Source organism: Bacillus sp. FSL R9-9497 (assembly GCF_038005805.1).
Classification (GTDB): Bacteria; Bacillota; Bacilli; order Bacillales; family Bacillaceae_G; genus Bacillus_A; species Bacillus_A cereus.
This window is the reverse complement of sequence record NZ_JBBOTY010000002.1, coordinates 364,424-383,801: the sequence shown is the minus strand read 5'-3', so window position 1 is coordinate 383,801 and position 19,378 is coordinate 364,424. Positions and strand designations below refer to the sequence as shown.

Sequence of the window (19,378 nt, the reverse complement as noted above, 5' to 3'; positions counted from 1 at the left end):
TATATAATCCTATTCATTGTTCTAACTAAAATCTATTCCACTATATAGTAATCCAATAAACACTATATCGACATTCTGATCAGCAGTAGTAAGGTGTTCAGTAATTCCAATAATATCCTTCGTTAAAATATTGACTTTTAAGACATAAAAAATAAGAAACCCTTTAATATAAGGTTTCTTATTTTAATTTATGCACAATTCATTTTTGTACTATTTTTAGCAGATAAACGAACGGCCAAAGCAAGGACTCCATTGTACTCTTCAAAGTAGTCTACTACTTTTTTAGTTGGGGAATCTATTAGTATTTCCTTCATCTTACGTTGCATGGGTTTAACTTTAAGGGAATCAGTACACCATCGTAGTCTACTATTTCCTGTTGGTGGAAGAACACCTCTACCTAGTAGTTTATACCAATATGAATCTTTCATTAATGGTCTAACACTATGTACTATAAACGGAAGGTTTTGCTTATCCGCATTCTTTTGGATTTTCTTTAATGTACGTGAGATATAAGCAGTCATAACAGGTGTTTCTACCCCAATCTCGGAAGTTAATATATGAATAGGTTTTGTACGATCTTGTAGCGACAGCTCGGAAATCGCATCCCATAGCAATGTCAACATAGCAGAACTATCTTTCCCCCCGCTATAACCTACAAAACAACAATCGCGAGATAAATAGACTTTTTTCATTTCCTCTTTAATTAGTGTGTAAATGTCCATAATTATATTGTTAGCCCCTAGCAAAATAAGATTTTATTTTGTTATGTATGGGGCATTCCTCCTCTTTTTGAGATAGAAAAAGAGAGTCCCTTAGTAAGGCACTCTCTTTTATATATTTCCTCTATATTTAATCGATTACGATTTTATTTATATTTAGCTTGTTTAAGGTCTCTTTATAAAAACGAATTACTTTTTGAGCATGTTGTATAGCTATTAACCCATCTTGAACAGTAAGGGCTTCAAAATACGGATAACGAATGTCTGTAGCATAACCATTCAGCTGCACGCATTGTTCTAAAATCAATGAGAACTCCTCATCTAATCTACAACAAAATTTATGCAGCATTAAAAGGTTATGAGTTTTAGGGACTGGCCTACCGTTTAGTGCAAGAAATCCTTTTAGGAGTTTCTCCACACATTGTTGACTATGATAACAAATAATTGCAGTGGGGAAAGGTTTCATATCAGATAAGTAAATAGCAGAATCTAAATCGGATTTTGCAATGAATACCCACTCTTTTAGATCCTCAATATTTCTCATATAGGACCGTCCCTTCTAGTGCAATCTTATGTTCCATAGTTACAGTACGACTAGCACGTTCTTGAAACTCTTCTGGCCCATACACTAAAATATCAACTGGCGTTTCCATTACATCGTAAATTCCCCAATTAATACGATTAATGACTTCCCTTTTTCTTTCTCCTACACCTTCCACAACAATACAGAGATCAAAATCACTGTCTTCATTTGGTGTGCCATATGCATGAGAGCCAAAAAGGATGATTTTTTGGACAGAAGATACAGTTTCACGAATCTTTTGCACCAATAGGTCCAATTCTCTTTGTACCTCTTCGTTAATCCGAATCACCCCTCGGATAATGTAATTAAATTGACGTTTAAGTATATTATACATGCGTTTCTCTTCTCCCTGCTATTATATATATTTTTTTTATTCATTTTAGCCAAGAAGACTCCTTCTTCAAGGAACGCGAAGTGAGTAGGTGGGAGATGAATTGGCTTCGAACAAGGGATGGCAAGGAGCCATCTTAATTGTTCGACATACATAAGGTGTTACTTCACTATCTATCGAATGTACGTTTGGTATATAATAATCATATACCGAAATGGAGGTGAATCAAATGATAATTAATAAAGCCTATAAGTTTCGTATCTATCCAAATCAAGCACAAGCAATTCTAATCAACAAAACGATAGGTTGTTCTCGCTTTGTATTCAATCATTTCCTATCCCTATGGGATCACGCATACAAAGAAACTGGGAAAGGTTTAACATATGGTACATGCTCTGCCAAACTACCTGCCATGAAGAAAGAGCTTGTTTGGCTAAAAGAAGTGGATAGCATTGCGATTCAGTCGTCTGTTCGCAACCTTGCGGATGCCTATACGCGCTTTTTCAAAAAACAAAACAGCGCACCGCGCTTTAAATCTAAGAAGAACAACGTACAATCTTATACCACAAAACAAACAAATGAAAACATTGCTGTTGTAGGGAACAAAATAAAGTTGCCGAAACTAGGCCTTGTTCGATTTGCCAAAAGTCGCGAAGTAGAGGGGCGTATTGTAAATGCTACAGTTAGACGGAACCCTTCTGGTAGATATTTTGTGTCACTATTAGTTGAAACAGAAGTACAAGAACTTCCGAAAACACATTCTTACATTGGAATAGATGTAGGACTAAAAGATTTCGCTATTTTGTCAGATGGAACCCACTATAAAAATCCGAAGTTTTTCCGATCATTAGAAGATAAGTTGGCGAAAGCACAGCGCGTTCTTTCTAGAAGAATGAAAGGATCTTCTCGCTGGAATAAACAACGAGTAAAGGTAGCTAGAATTCATGGATACATATCAAATACTAGAAAAGATTACTTGGACAAAATTTCAACTGAAATCATCAAAAACCACGATGTTATCGGTATAGAGGATTTGCAAGTATCGAATATGTTAAAGAATCATAAGTTAGCAAAAGCAATTAGTGAGGTATCTTGGTCGCAATTTCGATCCATGTTAGAATACAAAGCAAACTGGTATGGAAAACAAGTCATTGTCGTATCGAAAACATTTGCTTCCAGCCAATTATGTTCTTGTTGTGGATATCAAAATAAAGACGTTAAAAATCTAAACCTACGTAAATGGGTTTGCCCTTCATGTCAAACACATCATGATAGGGATATTAACGCAAGTATCAATCTAAAGAATGAAGCGATAAGGCTTCTAACCGCAAGGACTGCGGAGATAGCCTAATCAATTAGAGTTCGATAGAACTCTTTACTTAGGAATCCCCCACTTTCACTTCTAAACGAAGTGAAAGTGGGGGTAGTTCAAAATAGATTTTATTATTACTAATATGATTGTTAATAAGATGTAAGACCTAATTGAAAATATTTGTAAAATCCGTTATAATAATGGTAATTAAACATATCATTACTCCCATGTAAAAGGACAAATCTACGAATCCTTATTAGGACGAGATTTGTCTTTTTTTCATTGAAAATAAAAAACAACATATCAAAAAGGAAAAGGGTTGTTTGTCCGTTTTCCTTTTTGATATGCCAGCAACCGAGCGTAGCAAAGGGCGGTAGCAGGTCTTTCACTTATTTTTTGTTATAATATATGATAAGAATTTAGGTGATTATAATGAACCAGGGTATTAGTTTAGAAGTAGCATTTTCTGCTTATTTAGCAGAAAATGGACATAAACAATCTAGGGTTGAACGTTATAATTACGATATTAAAGGTTTTTATAAGTGACTAAGAGTAAATGAGAAACTCCTACATATCAAATCATGGAGTGAACTACCTAAAGAAAATTATTAGGAGTATTTCTATGAGCTAGAAAATAAGGCACAGAATATGGCGGTTCTTAAATAAATTGAACATGTTTATACTTCAGTAGATGATTTTCACCTCTCCTTAATTCCTGATCAATCACTAAGTGATAAGGATTTTATAATTGAAGCAGAAAAAAACTATTAAAACAAACTATACTTTCAACAAAAGGATTAACAGAAAGACAAGTTGAATATCGCCCTCTTATTATGGATAGAAACGCTTTTATAATAGATTTAGTAGTAAAACTATGGGTTGTCCTTACAAGAGCTTGTATCGCCTAATATGAGCCATATACAGCTTGCTAGGAACAATGTAATTGTTCCAGGTGAAAATGGAGCTATTAGATCTGTCTTCTTAACAGCTGAAGATACACAGCAGCTTGACAAATATTATTCGACTAGGCCTGAACCTGTAAGACCTCGACAATACACAATTAATCCCCTATTTGTGGCATTTGATTTTAATGGAGGTACTTATCGATGGGTTTACGAAAATGATGCGCCTAAGGCTTTGTCTGAGGTTGCTATACAAAAGATGAATCGACTTAAAGTAAAACGAGTAGGGTTGAATAAACGTATCTTGACGCAGCAAATGCGAAATAAATTCATTGTTCGTCTTATTAAGCAAGGCTCTTAATTATTGTTATCGTGAGAGGTTTAGAAGTGTATGAACAAGCGATTAGCTGCTTGTTTATCTGTATTAACCTAGATATTTTGTATAATGTCTGTGAGATATCAGCCATCATAGCAAGTGTTTCTACTCCAACTTAGGAAGCTAAGATATGAATAGGTTTTGTACGGTTCTCTAGCAGAATCTCAGCAATTGTATTACATAATAGTGTCAACGGACTATCTTTTCCCCACTGTAACCTACAAAACAACAATCTCGAGATAAATAGACTTTTTTCATTTCCTCTTTAATTTCTCTATAAGTATTCATCATTATAAAACATGCCTCTTCTTTTCTACATAGAAAAAGAGAGTCCCTTACTATAGGAACCCTCTCTTATGTATATCCTCTATTTTTAATCCATCTTGGACAGTAAGTGCTTCAAAATACGGATAACGAATGTCTGTAACATAACCATTCAGCTTCACGTATTGTTCTAAAATCAATGAGAACTCCTCAACTAATTTACGACAAGATTTGTGCAGCAGTGAACTACCCGCCACTTAACGCCCTAACGGACTGTTTGAAGTGGGGGCTTCTCGGTTAGTCGTTACTTTTGGTAGCTAACGAATTCGTCCTAAGACAGCCGAGCTAACTCCCTTGTTCCAAGGGTTATTTTATTGCTATCTATGCTAACGCCAATAGGCGTATTGCTTCATTTTTGATATTGATAGCTGCGTTATAATCTCTATCGAGATTTACACCGCATATACAAGAATAGACTCGCTCAGACAATGACATATTTTTCACATTTCCACAACTGCTACATGTTTTTGTGGAAGGAAACCATTTGTCTATTTTCACAAGCTGTTTGCCTTGTTCATGTAGTTTATAAGCTAAGAAAGAAGTGAACATACCCCAAGCATTATCAGCGACGCTTTTTCCAAAATGAAGTGCTTGCGATATTCCCTTCATATTTAGATCTTCAATAGCTACAACATCAAAATGAGTAGCTAACTCTTTAGACTTATGATGAAGGAAGTTCTTACGTTGGTTTGCTACTTTTTCATGCAGCTTAGCTACACGGATACGTTGTTTATTCCAACGCCCTGAACCTTTTGTACGTCTTGATAATACTCGTTGAGCCTTTGCTAATCGGTCTAACATTTCACGATAGAACTTAGGATAATTGGCTCTCTCATCCTCAGAACTGACGTATAATTGATCCATCGCAAAGTCTAATCCAACAACTGTTTCTACTTCTTTTTGTACGATCTCTTTTTCGTATTCAGTCAAAATGGACACATAGTATTTACCAGTAGGTGTCATAAAAATCGTACATGACTTGATTATATGGCCTTGTGGTATTTCTCTATGCTGTTTGATACGTACCATTTTCAGTTTTGGCAATTTGATATGACCGTTAAGCAACATAATATTTCCGTTCACTACATTCGTTGTATAAGACTTTCTGTCTTTTTTGCTTTTGAATGTTGGGAAGTCATTTTGACCACGAAAGAAATTTTTATAGGCAGTTTGCAAGTTTAGTTGAGCATTTGCCAAAGCTAATGAATCAACTTCTTTTAACCACTCAAATTCTGCTTTGTATTTCGCAGGAGTGGGAAGCTTTTGTTTCTTTAGTTGATTCTTATCATCTTTATGTTTTTCATACGCTTCTTTCCGTTCAGCTAACATTCTGTTATACACGAAACGTACACAATCGAAAGTTTTACGCATAAGATGTGCTTGGTCTTCTGTTGGATACAAACGGAATTTATATGCTTTATTCTGCTTTGTCATATCATTTCACCTCACTTTTCACTTTGATTTTCAATATATGTTTTTACTACGTCTATTGGCGAACCACCAGTAGTTAGCAAGCAAAAACTTCTTGACCAAAACATCTCTTTCCAAATTTTCTTTTTCACTTGTGGAAAGTCTCTTTTAATAAGTCGAGAACTTGCACTTTTATAAGCATTGATGAATTTTGTCATTTCTGTATTAGGGTGTGCCTTGAACAAAATATGAACGTGGTCTACATCATGATTCCATTCAACTAATGTGATGTTATAGTTTTCAGATAGTCGAACAAACATATCTTTTGCATAGTCTGACATATCATCATCAAACACATTTCTTCTGTATTTCACGACCAACACAAGGTGATAATATAACAAGAATACTGAATGGTTATTACTATCTAATTTCATTTATATATCAGCCCTTATAATTTATAAGACTGATTATATCAGAGGTGAAATAAAAAGGAAAACCTTTTGGCTACGCCAAACCGAAATTCATCTCCCACCTACCGTTGGGCTACGCCCTTCACACGCTTGAGGAAGGAGAATTCTTTCCGGAAATTCGTTAAAAAAAACCATAATTTTTCCTCCAGTTATATATATCGAATAGTAGCAAACAAACCTGACATTCTACCGAATATTATAATTTGCAAATGTAAGTATAACACACCTAAGACACTATAGGATGCCAAACAAAGCCTTAACCATTTGTTCCTCTATAGTTTAAAAAGAAAAAAGACATTGAAACAAACCGTTCAATGTCTTTTTTCTTTTTAAATGTTTGTATACTCAAAGTATAATTTTTCTGGTTTTCCATACATGTTAATTTCATTTTGATATAGGACAGCTAATGGCTGAGACATCTCAATGCTTTCCACATAGGATAATGAAGCAGTTGCTTCTATTTTTTCTTTAATCTCATTAGGAATGGCTGAGTAAGATAAGTTATTCATTTTACTTCCTAGTTTAGTATCTGTAGCAGCTTCATAATAAATCTCGGTAATTAAAAATTCATCATCTTCCGGATCATACATGTATCCTCGATTAACTGTAATCATATTATATAACTCCTCTCAAGTTTCATATTCTGATTCCTCGTGCTTTTAGCATTGCAACAAGTACTTTCCATATTTAGATTCCCTTTTTCTTCTCTTTCGAATGCCATTATGAATGGATACTTATTATCTTACTTCATCGTAAAATTTTGGAATTTCCAACAATATAAAGGTTTGATTTTATAGATAGTAAGTTCATAACTTTTAACGCGGTAATTAATTTTTTTCTTTTGAAAGTTTTAAATGATTTCCCCTATTGATAATGTTGGCTTATCTAAAGTAATTGCATGTTCATATTTCATCATAAATATCCTCTTTTCTAAATAAAAAGCACGAAATATGTGCGTTTATCCATATTTTTTTATGCTATGCTCTGTAAAAATTCATATAATCTCCCCTCTAAATTAAACAAAAAGCACAAAATATGTGTTTTCTCATTTAGCATACTTTTAGTCCTAAAAGTTTATGTATAAGTGATTCCTAACTCGAAGACAACACAAAAAGGACTTCTTCAAGTCGATTAAAATGTGCATAGCAAAATAAGCTATATATACACTAATCGGCTCAAAGAAGCCCTTTCATAATTGAAACAAGAATACAACTTGTTTCTAAAACTCAACCACAACACATAGGGTGTGGGAATAAACGGAATCAATTAAACAATAAATATAGATTTATATTAAACTATTTTTATATTATATTCAATTATTTTCAATAGAACAGGGATAAGAAGGAAGTTTATATGCAGATCCCACATGTATTGTATAATAATGCCCCTGAATCCCCTGCTATAAATCCCCTCTTATATTCAGTCCCTGAAGTTACTTCATGTACTGTATTTCAAAATATAGCTTTTCTGGCTTTTGATTTTGAACTAAATAACAAAGTATTTCCTTTATATTTTTTTCTTCTACTTCAACACTTTCCATATAGGTCATACTTTCGTTTTCCTGGACCTTTTGAAAAATAGCAACAGGTACTTTAACTGCATCAAATACACCCATTTTACTGCCTAACTTTTTTTCTGATGTACCATCATAGAAAATTTCATTTACTATTACCTCATTATCATCAGGATCGTACATGTACCCTCTTTGTATACGTAGCAATATAGTACTCCTTTCTTGTATATTCCTCCAATAAAATAACTATATTTGTATATAATGTTATTTTATTAACAGGTGTCAAAGAATATTATTTCGCAAAATCTGTGCTTTGTATAGAGGTAGATACAGGATTATTAATTTTGTTAAGTTTTTTTGAATACTCCAAGCTAATTATAAAATAAACAAGCCACCCTTAAAGCGAAAGCTTGTATGGTGGCTTAGTTTTCTATAAATAGCTTTGTATCTAATTGTTTGATCTCCCCTTCTGCAAGAGGTTGATAAAAAGCGTGTTGTAATCCTTGAAAATGTAAAGATTCCCCTATGCATAACAATACTTTACCAGGAATTAAATCAAGTAATAGTTCATTATTAATTTGCTTTGCTTGTTTTTTAGTAGAAACATAAATAACTAAGATTGTAGGGTTATTCCCTAAGTCCTGCATAATAACATCTTTTCCTGACTCTACAAAAGTCTTCCATCTAGCAATTATTCGTTTTAATCGATCCTTTTGATCAGATAATAAGGTGGAGTATACAACAAAGTTAAATTTACGTTCTTTTCCTCCATTTATTATAAAACTTAAAGAAGGGGTAAAAACCCCTTTACTAATAGATGGATGCATAATATGACCTAAAAATGAAGGAGCGTAGCGTAAATGACAAAGTAGGTCTATGTCATGCCAATAACGCAGGTGAACATATTTACCATGATTGTCAAGACGCTCTGGGGCAAAGAAGAACATATTTCCTTGCCAGTATTTTAGTAGTTTAAATCCATTATTGGATAAGGTATATGTTTCTTCAAAGATTTCCATATCAAAAATTTCTACTTGCCATTTTTCGATAAATTGATAGTAAAGTAATCCTTGAAGTGCATTGTTAATTTTCTTTCGCGAAAATTTATTCTTGAATAGATATAATAAATGATTAAACCGAACGGATGTATGAACACCAATAAAATTGAGTATAGCATATTGTTCCTCTGTTAAAAGCTGCTTAAACTTAACTAATTCGTCATAAGAGTGGAATATATAGGTTTTATCCAAATCATGTATCCGATATATTTGAAGTCCTTGTATATCCTCACTTGATAAATGAGGAATAGAAGGAATATAAGTAGACATTTGTTTCTCTATTGTACGCATAATCATCCATTAAAATTGGTAAATTGACGAATTAGATTTTTTACTTTGGCCTTGCGGATAATTTAGGATACGTACAGTTCCTCTTCTATTTTTAGCATCAATATTAAGCAGCTCACATGTAACAATTGTTTGGTTTACTGCGTCATCCACAGTTGGATTTGCCAGATTACGACCCTTTAGCCCTTTAAACTGAATACCTGGTGCAACTTCTACGAAAATCCCAGCAATAGCATCTACACCTACAATTTTACCTACAAAGCGGTCACGTCGTTTGTTTAATTCTAATAGTTTTTCCATTGGATCCGTTTCAAGTTTCTTTTTATTTCCTCTAAACTCATAGCGCCCATCCTTTTCCACTACTTTATCGATGATAAGCTCTACAACATCGCCAATAATAATATCCGCCGAACGAACGAATGAATGAGACCATTGCGAGTATCTTACTCCTACTGTTACACCATGAACTTCAACCAGAATAGTTTGTGCAGATGGAATATGTCCAGAAACTGTTCCTGTGTATACTTTATTCCCCTCTTGCTCTACTATTTCTTCATATAATTTTCTTTGCAGTGCAAGTTCTCCTGCAGTGATAGATACAACAGCAAAGTTCCCTTCCTCAGTTCTTTGGAAATGCTCAATAATAACGGGTTTTGTTTTACCTATCAGCCATTGAGGATTTTTAGGAATATTTATACCTGCCTCTGTAAGTGGACAATATGCTGTCGTATGAGTACCAATTTGCATTGTGAGCACTTGTATCCGCTCAGATGTCCCGTTTTTAGTTGGGAATAATTTTTCAGATACTATGGTAATTAAGCCTTTCCCTACAGTACGTTCACGTTTCATACGAGCTAATTCTTCTAATTCATGTTCACGTATTCTTTCAAATTGATTGAAAGTTGATTCTATAAAGATGTCCTCTAGCGTGTTATCCGGTTCAAATGCCATCCCTAGTTCTTTTGTAATATGAGTATTTACCTTATCTTCAACCATTATATTTTCCTCCTAGAACGTAAAAAAGGACACACCTGTACCGTTGGAATGGTACGTAAGGTGTGTCCTTCACGTAAGTCATGTTTTATTTATATAATTATTAATTAAAATATAACGTTTTTATGTAATTTGTGCAAGTATTATTTTTTGAAAAGGGAAAAGTTAAAATACTATATCTAACCTTTCCTCCTAATTTAAGTTAGATTTTCCCTAAAAATATAATCTTGAATAAAAAGTTATTTTAGGTTTCTATAGGTATTAATCAAAAAAATCATCTAATTCCTTACTCATTACATTAGATGTATTTTTCTTTTGTTGCTGGTTTTTATTAAGTAGTGAATTTGTATTGTTATACGTATTCTTTTGTTTGGCTTTTAAGTTTTTTTTGCGTTCTTTATAGTCGATATGTTTATCTTCATGCTGCTCTTCATTATTTCTAGTGTTCTCTACCATATTCTTTTCTAAGTTTTGATGAACAGTAATGCTAATAGATTCGTAAACTTTTGCAACCTCTTCATCAAGTTTATTTTCTTTAGTGGGATTAACTGTTTTTGTAGCTGGTTTCAAATTAGTTTTCATATCTGTTTTTGTTTCCTCTAATACTGTGGTTATAAGTCCCTCTGTTAGAAGCTTTTTTTGCAATGGATCAGTTTCTACAGGAATTCCTAAATGAATTGGGTAATCTATATCCCTTTTTGGTTCCAGCATAGTATTAGATACCTCTTTCTTCCGTTCTGCTAGCTCCATATTTTTTTTAGGACCTACTATTTCCCTATGTGTCTCTTTTGTTATATTCGGCAGCTCGCCATTCCGTTGTAGGGCATCTTGTAATCTTGAAGCACGTGTATAATCAATTTTAAATGCGTTCTGTAGTGCATGTATAGAAGAATTCCCTGATGCCTTAACAAAGGCTACTACATCATCATATAGGATGTCTTTAAAGAAGCCTGTTTCCTCTTGCTTTGCTTCTGATTTTTCGTTTGGAATGCTATTTTCTCGTGAAGTCGTATTATCTAAATCTGTATTAGATGAAGGAGTAGTATTGATTTGAGAATCCTTTGATAATATCAACGTATTATTATTGTTTGAAATTAAAACTTTACGAGGGCTATTCCCGGTGTAAGTGCTCACAATGTGATTGTGTTCTAACTTCTCAATAAATTTTACAGCCTTTATATGGCTGATTCTGAATTTTCTTTGCAAAAGAGATGGTGAGATTTGTTGTGATTCAATAACGAATGCCTTAATTTCTTCATACAACTTATTTTCAGTTTCTTCAATAACATTTCCCTGTTGACTGACATCCTTAAAATAATCAGGAAAAGTTACATTTTCTACAGTGTTTGTTTCTATGGAATTATTTTGTTCTATTTTATCACCATGCATAGGTGGAAATGATTCTATCTGTTTTTTATTATTTGCATCTACATGTTTCATAGGATTTGATTTTGCGATAGATTCTTCAATGAGTCGAAGACGTTCAGTTTCCCAATATTGTCCAGACTTGATCTCTACTTGAATGATTGCTTGAGTAAATTCCTCTTTGGGTACAAAGTTACTAGTAATTTGTTGTACAGGTTGCACATGATTGTCTTGTACAATACGCGCAGCACAAATGAAGGCACCTTGTGCCATAATATCTCCTGGTGACATAACGACTTCTTTTAATTTTTGATATGTCGAACCTAAGCGACTAACGGGATTCTCTTGCATAGGAGAAATCCCTTGTTCGGATTCGGATTCTTTAAATTCCTCTGTTTCACCAAACATGTCAGAGAAAATTTTCGCATCATATGGTGTTACATCACCAAATATCATCTTGTTACGGAACGAACCTAGTAAAGTAAACATATACTGCTCTGTGAAATCCAAAGCTAATTGAGATAGTGTTTGACTTGCAATTGTCAGAATGACTTTATATTTACGAGATTGTGCAGGGAACTCTTTGAACGGGCGCACAACATAATCAGGGAATTCATCCACAATAATATGATGGTATGGTGAAATATTTGGTTCTCTTCGGAATACAGCATTTTGCATACTTAGTAATACGAATTTTCCTAGTACATTAGAAAGATCTGCAAGTTCTCCTTTGGCTGTATTTACTAGTAAAATACCACCTTGCTCTAGATGAACATCAAAATCAAAATCTGATTTTCCAAATAAAACACGTCGTATTAAAACATTTGAGGCTAAATCTTTTAAGATGTTACGCAAACCTTTTACATATTCTTCTTCCCGGTCATAATGCATTGGTTTTCCACGATATTTTCCAGATTTATAAACGGCCGGTTCCCCTTGGAAACCCGTTTTTTCACGAATGGTATTATCGAACCATTCATCGATACCTTTTATAATCTTATATTCGTTTTTTTGATCACGTGAAGCAACACCACTTTGAACAAAATCATATAATTTTTCTACCTGTACTTTTAATAGTTTGTGCATACGGTGTACACGTTCTACATCGTCGTACATATCTATTAAGTCATCAAAGGTCACATCTTTTTGTGGGTTATGTAGTTTTAATAAATAAATATGTTGCTTAAGGTGGTTCCGTTGTGCTTGTTCAAAGAATGCATTATTAGATTCCGACAGACCCTGGATAACCATTGCAAAAACCTCGGCTACTTTATCAACTGGTCCACGTAAAATATTAATGTTTTTGGTATCAGGGTTTGTGGGATCAATATAATAAATTGAACTTTCAGGAATCTTGTGTGCTTGTACTAACTTAAATACCTTTTGACATAAATCATTACTCGGTTCAATAACAGTTATCCCATTTAAAAATGTTCCTTTTACTTCTTCTGTATCATAATTATTCTTTTTATACGTATTTTCAAACTTATTTATAAAACGTACCATCCAGTGTAAATCTTGATTAATCATTGGAATAATTAAACTAGATGTCTTACCAGAACCAATAGGACCAATAATAATTCCATTTAGGGTTCTATCTTTCCCCTTGATTCGAATCATTTCTTTGTGCTTAATATGAGGACCTATATCAACATCAGGATATATTTGTTCCTCTTGGCTATTAAACCACTTTTGCAACTTATGATTTTTATATTCGTATTTTTGTACCCACTTTAAGATTTCTTCTCTGTAACGTATAATATGGCCACTATACCAAAGAGTAAACAAAATCATAAATACGGTCGGTAAGAATACAAATATCATGGTGAGTGTATGGAAATTTCCTGTTAATACATCCCCTATTGCTTGATATTCACCAAAATTAACATGTTTTGCTTTATTCATAAGATAAGGAATAACTTTCGCATGGATAGGAGTAGTTGCAAACCATAAAAACTGAATATCTACTGCAATATGAGAAGCAATTAAAATTAATAACTTGCCATTTTGAAATTGTAAAGCTGGGATACGGCTGTAGAACCTAAAACTAAATTCTCCTAATAGCAAAGAGAAGAACATTAAAAATAGTGGTACATATGTAATTTCTATAGGATAAGACGGTGGTTCAAATGCATAGTAGAGTAACTGGATATAGTTTAATACACCAAATCCAAATGAAAGGATAAATCCGCTAATTAAGGCGATTGTAGTGTATAATGGTAATCTTTGCTTAGATGTCTCCATAAGGGTTCACCTACTTTTTAAAGACATAGTTGAGCTTTATGGTGTAATGTAAAACGATTATGAAGTTCTGGCTTGAATTGTTCCTTTGATTTTTTTAGAAAGAACTTCGCTGCATCTTCAGTTTGTTTTAAATATAAGTCAATACTATCTCCTTCACACAATTGGTTATATTCTTCTTGAGAAAGTACTGCAATATTTATCTCTAGTTTGTTATTCGCCGCAGTTTCAATTATTACATCGTACCAATAATAATTAGGTTTCCCTGGAATTTTGATATCTTGTAGGGAAACGCAAAATTTAGCTCCCCCTTCTGTAATATGTTTAAGGACTAGTTCTGGAGTTTTAAATGCTTCTCTTGCTGAGAGCACTCCCCCAGTAGTTGTTGCAAATTGTAAGTTCATTGTCATTTTCCACTTCCACCTTTCTCCATACAAAAAAAGGCAAGCGACACCCACTGTAAAAACAGCGTGTGTCGCTTGCCTTAATTTCATATGTTCTGATTTGATTGTAGTTTTGAGTGTTTAGTTCAAACGTTATTCTATCACCTTAAATAATAAAAATCAATAAAGTTATATAAAAGTATATAAAAAATAAACGATTAATATAATTCTACAAGTTTACGTCTTTTCGGATTAATGTTATTTGCAGCATGTACCATGATCTGTTCATCGGTTGCTATATTTGTATTTTGAATGGATAGAAGTAGTACATTATCATAAGTGTCCATCAGTAGAATATCTCTAGGATTTTCACGTTTAGGATAGATAACTACAAGCGGAACGCCTTCATCTCCATCCCTTCTTGAAAACACGACATCATCTAATCTTGCAATCATTCGGTAATCATTTTCATTTCCAAAAATAAAAAAGAAATCTTGAATAGAAGCTTTATCTCTCTTGTATGTGCGTCGAAGGCCACCATCTATTGATTCTTTAAACGTTTGAATTTTTTCGACAAAAGTGTAACGCCAATTGACATCTCCTACTGTACGTTGAGATAAAGGAAAAAGAATATCTTGTTCCAAGTTTTGATTATCATTTGTTCCTAGAATGATATCTGAAATAACATCCCCAGCATCTTTCAATGAGCAAATGTGTACATTTAGATTTGGTATATTCATTAATAATTCATGATGCTTCCGCATAGAAAATAATAGATTTTTCATACGTATGTATGGCGGTTCTGCATCTTCAGCAAGGAACATTGATTTGTCGTACATAACAAAGACAACCGTTACATCCTCATTTGTTTTTTTTGCATATTCTATGTACTTCTCTACTTTTTCAACTAAGATAGAATTTGTCTCTTTGCACATGTCCATCTCAATATGGATATTTTTATTTTGGTATGAAATATGTTCATCAGGAATCAAGGCCAATTGGTTGTCCTCAATTTTTATATTTTTTTTCTGGTAAAAAGAACGAATATCCAATTCATATAATACTTCATTGGTTTGTGTCTTCTTTGTAGTCGCTAAAAGAGTACGGATCATGACTTCACGTGAACACATAGTGTGAAGAGAAGTTGTTCTTGAGTACCGTCTTTTTGAACTTTTTTTGGGAATTCTTCCTATTTCCAATAAGAATTCAATTGTCTTTTCTTTTAAGGAAAATAAAGCGCGTTTCGTAATACTGTCAGCCCTTTTATCTATTCTTTTAGTTAACATAGCTCCATATTGTGAGTACCGGTCAAGCTTTGTAAATATGCTAGCTTCAGAACATTCTCTTCCCTCAAATGCACTATATAACTGCGTGATTTGCCTTGTTGTAAGTGCCCTTTTGTAATATAAAACTGTAAAGACAAATATGTCAGCTTCTTTTAAGTGAAAATGTTTTTGGGTACCTGATCTTCTATATTTATACACTTTTTCGGACAATGCATACACCTCTTATATTGAATTAAACTAAATTAAATACTTATTATTTTTAATATACTATTACATTGATGTGGTGGTTGTAAAACCTGAAAAAATAAATAAGACATTTTAATTTTTAGAGGTACTTCATTTTGTACGTTGAAGTTGAGATGAAAACTACTCTTATAAATCTCTTATAAATTATTGATTTATAAGGCTCTATTAAATCGTTTGTTTTGTTAGGACGAGCTACTACTAGATACCTAACAATAGTTATAATGAAATTCTATTTATAAAATAATGTTATGACGTCCTAACATTTATTAGATAGCCAAACTACTATTTTAATTGATTAAAATTATTCAAGATTTATAAAAAGGTTTATTGATAATAAAGAATAATTTTTTCTATCCTTAATTCGAAATTCAACTTTTTATTAGTGATGAAACGCTCTTTTCAACTTCTACTATTTGCTCAATGTAAAATTCCAACTTTTTCTTTTATGTTTTTTTCTTGTATAGAATCATAAATTCACTTAGACAAATAATATTAATTGTTTATACCAAATCATAAATAAGTTAACAATATGTCTATAGATACTTAACATATTGGTTTTAGTCAATTGAATTACCTTCACTTTTTCTTCGTTAAACAAGGAGTTATCTTAACTGAAATAATAAAATTGAACAGTTGTTAATTTTATGTGAGGTTGTAATTGCTATCATCATTCCTCCTGCATTACAAAAAATTTTATTATAATGTAAGTATCACTTTGATGTTAATAAGATGAGATTTCACTTTTAATAATCTAGTTTGAACAAATGTTTCTTTTTTATAATAGAGATGTGATTGTTAGCCTACTACTTTTAGAATGTCAAAGTTGATTTATCCTAGTACTCCCTTTTTAATATGTTGAATATTGAGGGTATTGATGCTGTTCATATGAAATTAACAACCTTTTCTACTGGCTTTTGAGGAATGAATGAAATTGACAAGGAATTGAATTCAAATGAGGAAAAGAGGATAATTTTTCTTATAACATATATAATAATGTGAACTAACAAGTACTAAGTGAAGAACAGTACATTAACATAACATTAACAATGAGCGGTCTTATAAGTGATAAATCCCGTTAAAACAGCTAGGTAACAAAGAAAAACTTAGTGTGAATTGCTATAAGAATGTCTTGAAATCTCCCTAGTAATATAAATACACTCGAACAATATTTATTGTTGGAATATTAAAAAAGTTTAGTTGAATTATATAAGCTTTACAAATACAGTTTACATACAAGTTTTATATAAGAGACTTATATAAAACTTGTATGTAAACTAGATAATTTGTTTTTTGATTTAACTAAGATATAAAAGCATTATTTTATACGTTTTATATATAAAGCTTATATATAAAACGTATAATTATTTCTGGAATTTTTATGCTAAAAAAATTGGTGGTTTTTAATCTGTTTTTTAGAATTTTGATTTGGTTTTTTTAATAATCTTTTTTGAAATGTCAATCACATGAAATTTAAGATTGATATAACATGTATACGCATTATATATAAGGCGTATACATAAACCCTTATAAAATATATATTAATTCTATTTTTAATTTTATAAGTCTTATATACAAGTCCTGTATATAAGTTTTATTTATAATGACTTGATATACGACGTGTAATGATGTACTATGTTTCTAGGAATAATTAACCAGTGTTTTAAGGGGGGGGACGACTTGAACGAAGTTTTAAGTGAAAAATATCAAACAATCAAGTTTGCAGATGAAGTAGTAAACATGTTTGCTGATATACTTGAACAAGATGAGATACTCTATAGTGTATTTCTATACATAGGAAACATAGTAAATAAACAATTTCAAGAGACGAAGTACATGAGGGGCATATCTATTAATGAAATAGTGGAAAATGTAGTTATTGATAGGAGAGTAAAGAAAAAAAAGGGAAAATCCTATTCTTTAGAGGTTGAACGTACGAATATATCTAGACGTTCAGCTGAAATAAGTGTGAGTACACTATCATCAATGTCTTTAATCTATGAAAAAACCATGCACCCATATAAATTTTTGATCTCAACTTATAGAGGGCAACAAGTACTGATTGAGTTAGGGAAAAGAAAAAAGATAAATAAGGAGAGATAAAATAATGGCAAAAAACTTCTTGAAGAATGAAGTGGCAGTTAAAATGACGATGGTCGGTTTTGGTCAAGCTGGTACTAGAATGGTAGATAAATTTGCGGAATATACACATACAGATGGTACAGCAGTATATAATTGCTTAGCACTAAATAGTAATGATGGAGATCTAGCTGAATTAAAAAATGTACCCAAAAGTAATCAAGTTTCACTGAAATTAGGTGGTTTAGGTAAGAATCCTGAGCGTGCAGTAAAAGTCCTTGATTCAAATGAGGAAGCAAAAGAAAAGCTAAAAGAATTTATTACTGAACGAGTAAGACCTTCGGATGAACTTGTTTTATTTTTTGCAGGTTTAGGTGGAGGAACTGGAACTTCTACAATCATTAAGGCTATTGAAGAATTTTCGGCTTTTCATAACAAGCCAGTAATCAGACAAGAATTACAAAAAGTTGCGCAGCTATATCCAATGTCTGAAATCAAGGCGAATCAAGCGAAGTTTGCGAGAATAGCCTTTGAAAATGCTATTGAGCGCAAAGACTTTATTAAAATGGGGATTGTTGTAACTCTTCCCGTCCGAGCAGATGGGCCTGATGTATTACGACAAGTAAATAAATTTTCACAGGAAATTTGGAAATTAGCAAATGATAAATCAAAAGGTGTAGCATTTGTTGTGTTTGCTGATAACCAGCATTTTTACGATGAATTTAAGGAATTGAATGAAAATGAGAAAAAAGGTATTGCTAATTCACGAGATTATGCAAATCAACGTATTAGTGAAATTATTCATGAGTTAAATACCGCTGCTAATGGATCTGGTACATCTGTAATACTGGATTCTCAAGATTTTAAACGTATTTTACTGGAGAAAACGGGCTGTTTAGTAATTAATAAGGTTTCACGTAATATGAATCAAATAGAAAATAGCCATGCAATTATAGAAATGTTCCAAGAATCATTAAGAGGAAGCTCTTTCCATCCCCCGATTGATTTGATGAAGAAGAACGATGATGGTTCTGTTGAAGCATCAAAAGTACATCATTTTGGTATGCTTGCTATCCTAGATGAGCAAAAGAATATTAATGATTCCTTTATGGATGACGCTAAGGTAGAAGTTTCAAATAATTTACCTATAAATGGTACAGTTTTTAATGGATATTTGGTAAGTAAGAATGATTTCTTAGGAACTGTATATACCTTCTATAAAACCGATGCATTACCATCGAGATTATCTAAAGGTTTAGTTGAAGAATTTAATGAATTTAAAGAAAGACAAAGCCAAATTCAGTATAAAAAGTCTCAAATTAGTACGATTGAAAGTATAGATGAGGATGAGGATTTAGGTTTTGCATTTGGAGATTTTATTGATATGGGGAGTGACGAAGAAAATAATAATGCTGGAGCAAATGAAGATGAAGATCTAGCAGATTTTCTAGATCCGGATAAGATGTTTGGTACTACAAAATAATAAAAAAGTCTGGACTAAG

At 32.5% G+C, this 19,378-nt stretch carries 15 protein-coding genes and 3 pseudogenes; 4 read left to right on the top strand and 14 right to left on the bottom strand.

Translation table 11 applies throughout. The annotated features are described in order from the left end of the window. Positions 1-227 precede the first annotated feature (227 nt). The 3 genes and pseudogenes from MKY21_RS29370 to MKY21_RS29360 form a co-directional block, all read right to left on the bottom strand. Positions 228-725: pseudogene (locus MKY21_RS29370) on the bottom strand (phosphoadenosine phosphosulfate reductase); the annotation flags it as partial. Between the two features lie 124 nt (positions 726-849). Further along, entirely contained in the window at positions 850-1,263 is a 414-nt protein-coding gene (locus tag MKY21_RS29365) for a HEPN domain-containing protein (RefSeq protein ID WP_097796857.1), read from the bottom strand. Next, a complete protein-coding gene (locus MKY21_RS29360) occupies positions 1,250-1,636 on the bottom strand; it encodes a nucleotidyltransferase domain-containing protein (protein WP_000282361.1) in 387 nt (128 codons plus the stop codon). Before MKY21_RS29360 ends, MKY21_RS29365 begins: the two co-directional genes overlap by 14 nt. Before the next feature lie 226 nt (positions 1,637-1,862). Here MKY21_RS29360 and tnpB point away from each other — a divergent pair, with 226 nt between their 5' ends. Further along, positions 1,863-2,984 (top strand): IS200/IS605 family element RNA-guided endonuclease TnpB, encoded by a 1,122-nt coding sequence (gene tnpB / locus MKY21_RS29355; RefSeq protein ID WP_086790803.1) that lies wholly within the window; start codon positions 1,863-1,865, stop codon positions 2,982-2,984. Positions 2,985-3,377: 393 nt separating this feature from the next. Then, positions 3,378-4,202, top strand: a pseudogene (locus MKY21_RS29350) (integrase); the annotation flags it as partial. Positions 4,203-4,341: 139 nt separating this feature from the next. Here MKY21_RS29350 and MKY21_RS29345 read toward each other — a convergent pair. The 11 genes and pseudogenes from MKY21_RS29345 to MKY21_RS29295 form a co-directional block, all read right to left on the bottom strand. Beyond that, a pseudogene (locus MKY21_RS29345) lies at positions 4,342-4,514 on the bottom strand (phosphoadenosine phosphosulfate reductase family protein); the annotation flags it as partial. Between the two features lie 47 nt (positions 4,515-4,561). Then, positions 4,562-4,687: a hypothetical protein gene (locus MKY21_RS29340; RefSeq protein ID WP_255256420.1), complete on the bottom strand. Its 126-nt coding sequence runs from the start codon at positions 4,685-4,687 to the stop codon at positions 4,562-4,564. A 181-nt stretch (positions 4,688-4,868) separates the two neighbouring features. Further along, positions 4,869-5,981 (bottom strand): RNA-guided endonuclease TnpB family protein, encoded by a 1,113-nt coding sequence (locus tag MKY21_RS29335; RefSeq protein ID WP_341078284.1) that lies wholly within the window; start codon positions 5,979-5,981, stop codon positions 4,869-4,871. Between the two features lie 11 nt (positions 5,982-5,992). Next, positions 5,993-6,391 (bottom strand): IS200/IS605 family transposase, encoded by a 399-nt coding sequence (tnpA, locus tag MKY21_RS29330; protein WP_341078281.1) that lies wholly within the window; start codon positions 6,389-6,391, stop codon positions 5,993-5,995. 365 nt (positions 6,392-6,756) lie between these two features. Then, entirely contained in the window at positions 6,757-7,041 is a 285-nt protein-coding gene (locus MKY21_RS29325; protein ID WP_000633825.1) for a hypothetical protein, read from the bottom strand. Between the two features lie 818 nt (positions 7,042-7,859). Continuing rightward, on the bottom strand, positions 7,860-8,147 hold the full coding sequence (locus tag MKY21_RS29320; RefSeq protein ID WP_002083359.1) for a hypothetical protein: 288 nt from the start codon (positions 8,145-8,147) through the stop codon (positions 7,860-7,862). Positions 8,148-8,362: 215 nt separating this feature from the next. Further along, the gene (locus tag MKY21_RS29315; RefSeq protein ID WP_001259114.1) at positions 8,363-9,289 is read right to left on the bottom strand and encodes a hypothetical protein; all 927 of its coding nucleotides are present in this window, start codon (positions 9,287-9,289) and stop codon (positions 8,363-8,365) included. Positions 9,290-9,298: 9 nt separating this feature from the next. Next, on the bottom strand, positions 9,299-10,282 hold the full coding sequence (locus MKY21_RS29310) for a hypothetical protein (protein ID WP_000228953.1): 984 nt from the start codon (positions 10,280-10,282) through the stop codon (positions 9,299-9,301). A gap of 258 nt (positions 10,283-10,540) precedes the next feature. After that, positions 10,541-13,888, bottom strand: a complete 3,348-nt coding sequence (locus MKY21_RS29305) for a DNA translocase FtsK (protein WP_097797455.1) — start codon at positions 13,886-13,888, stop codon at positions 10,541-10,543. 17 nt (positions 13,889-13,905) lie between these two features. Then, on the bottom strand, positions 13,906-14,379 hold the full coding sequence (locus MKY21_RS29300) for a hypothetical protein (RefSeq protein ID WP_002006391.1): 474 nt from the start codon (positions 14,377-14,379) through the stop codon (positions 13,906-13,908). 107 nt (positions 14,380-14,486) lie between these two features. Beyond that, positions 14,487-15,764: a replication-relaxation family protein gene (locus tag MKY21_RS29295; RefSeq protein WP_341078276.1), complete on the bottom strand. Its 1,278-nt coding sequence runs from the start codon at positions 15,762-15,764 to the stop codon at positions 14,487-14,489. A gap of 1,713 nt (positions 15,765-17,477) precedes the next feature. Between MKY21_RS29295 and MKY21_RS29290 the strand changes: the two genes are divergently transcribed. Then, complete coding sequence (locus MKY21_RS29290; protein WP_001006726.1) at positions 17,478-17,900, top strand: hypothetical protein; 423 nt, start codon at positions 17,478-17,480, stop codon at positions 17,898-17,900. Between the two features lie 4 nt (positions 17,901-17,904). Continuing rightward, positions 17,905-19,359 carry a cell division protein FtsZ gene (locus MKY21_RS29285; protein WP_001097031.1) on the top strand — a complete coding sequence of 485 codons (1,455 nt, stop codon included), beginning with the start codon at positions 17,905-17,907 and terminating at the stop codon, positions 19,357-19,359. The last annotated feature ends 19 nt before the right edge of the window (positions 19,360-19,378 follow it).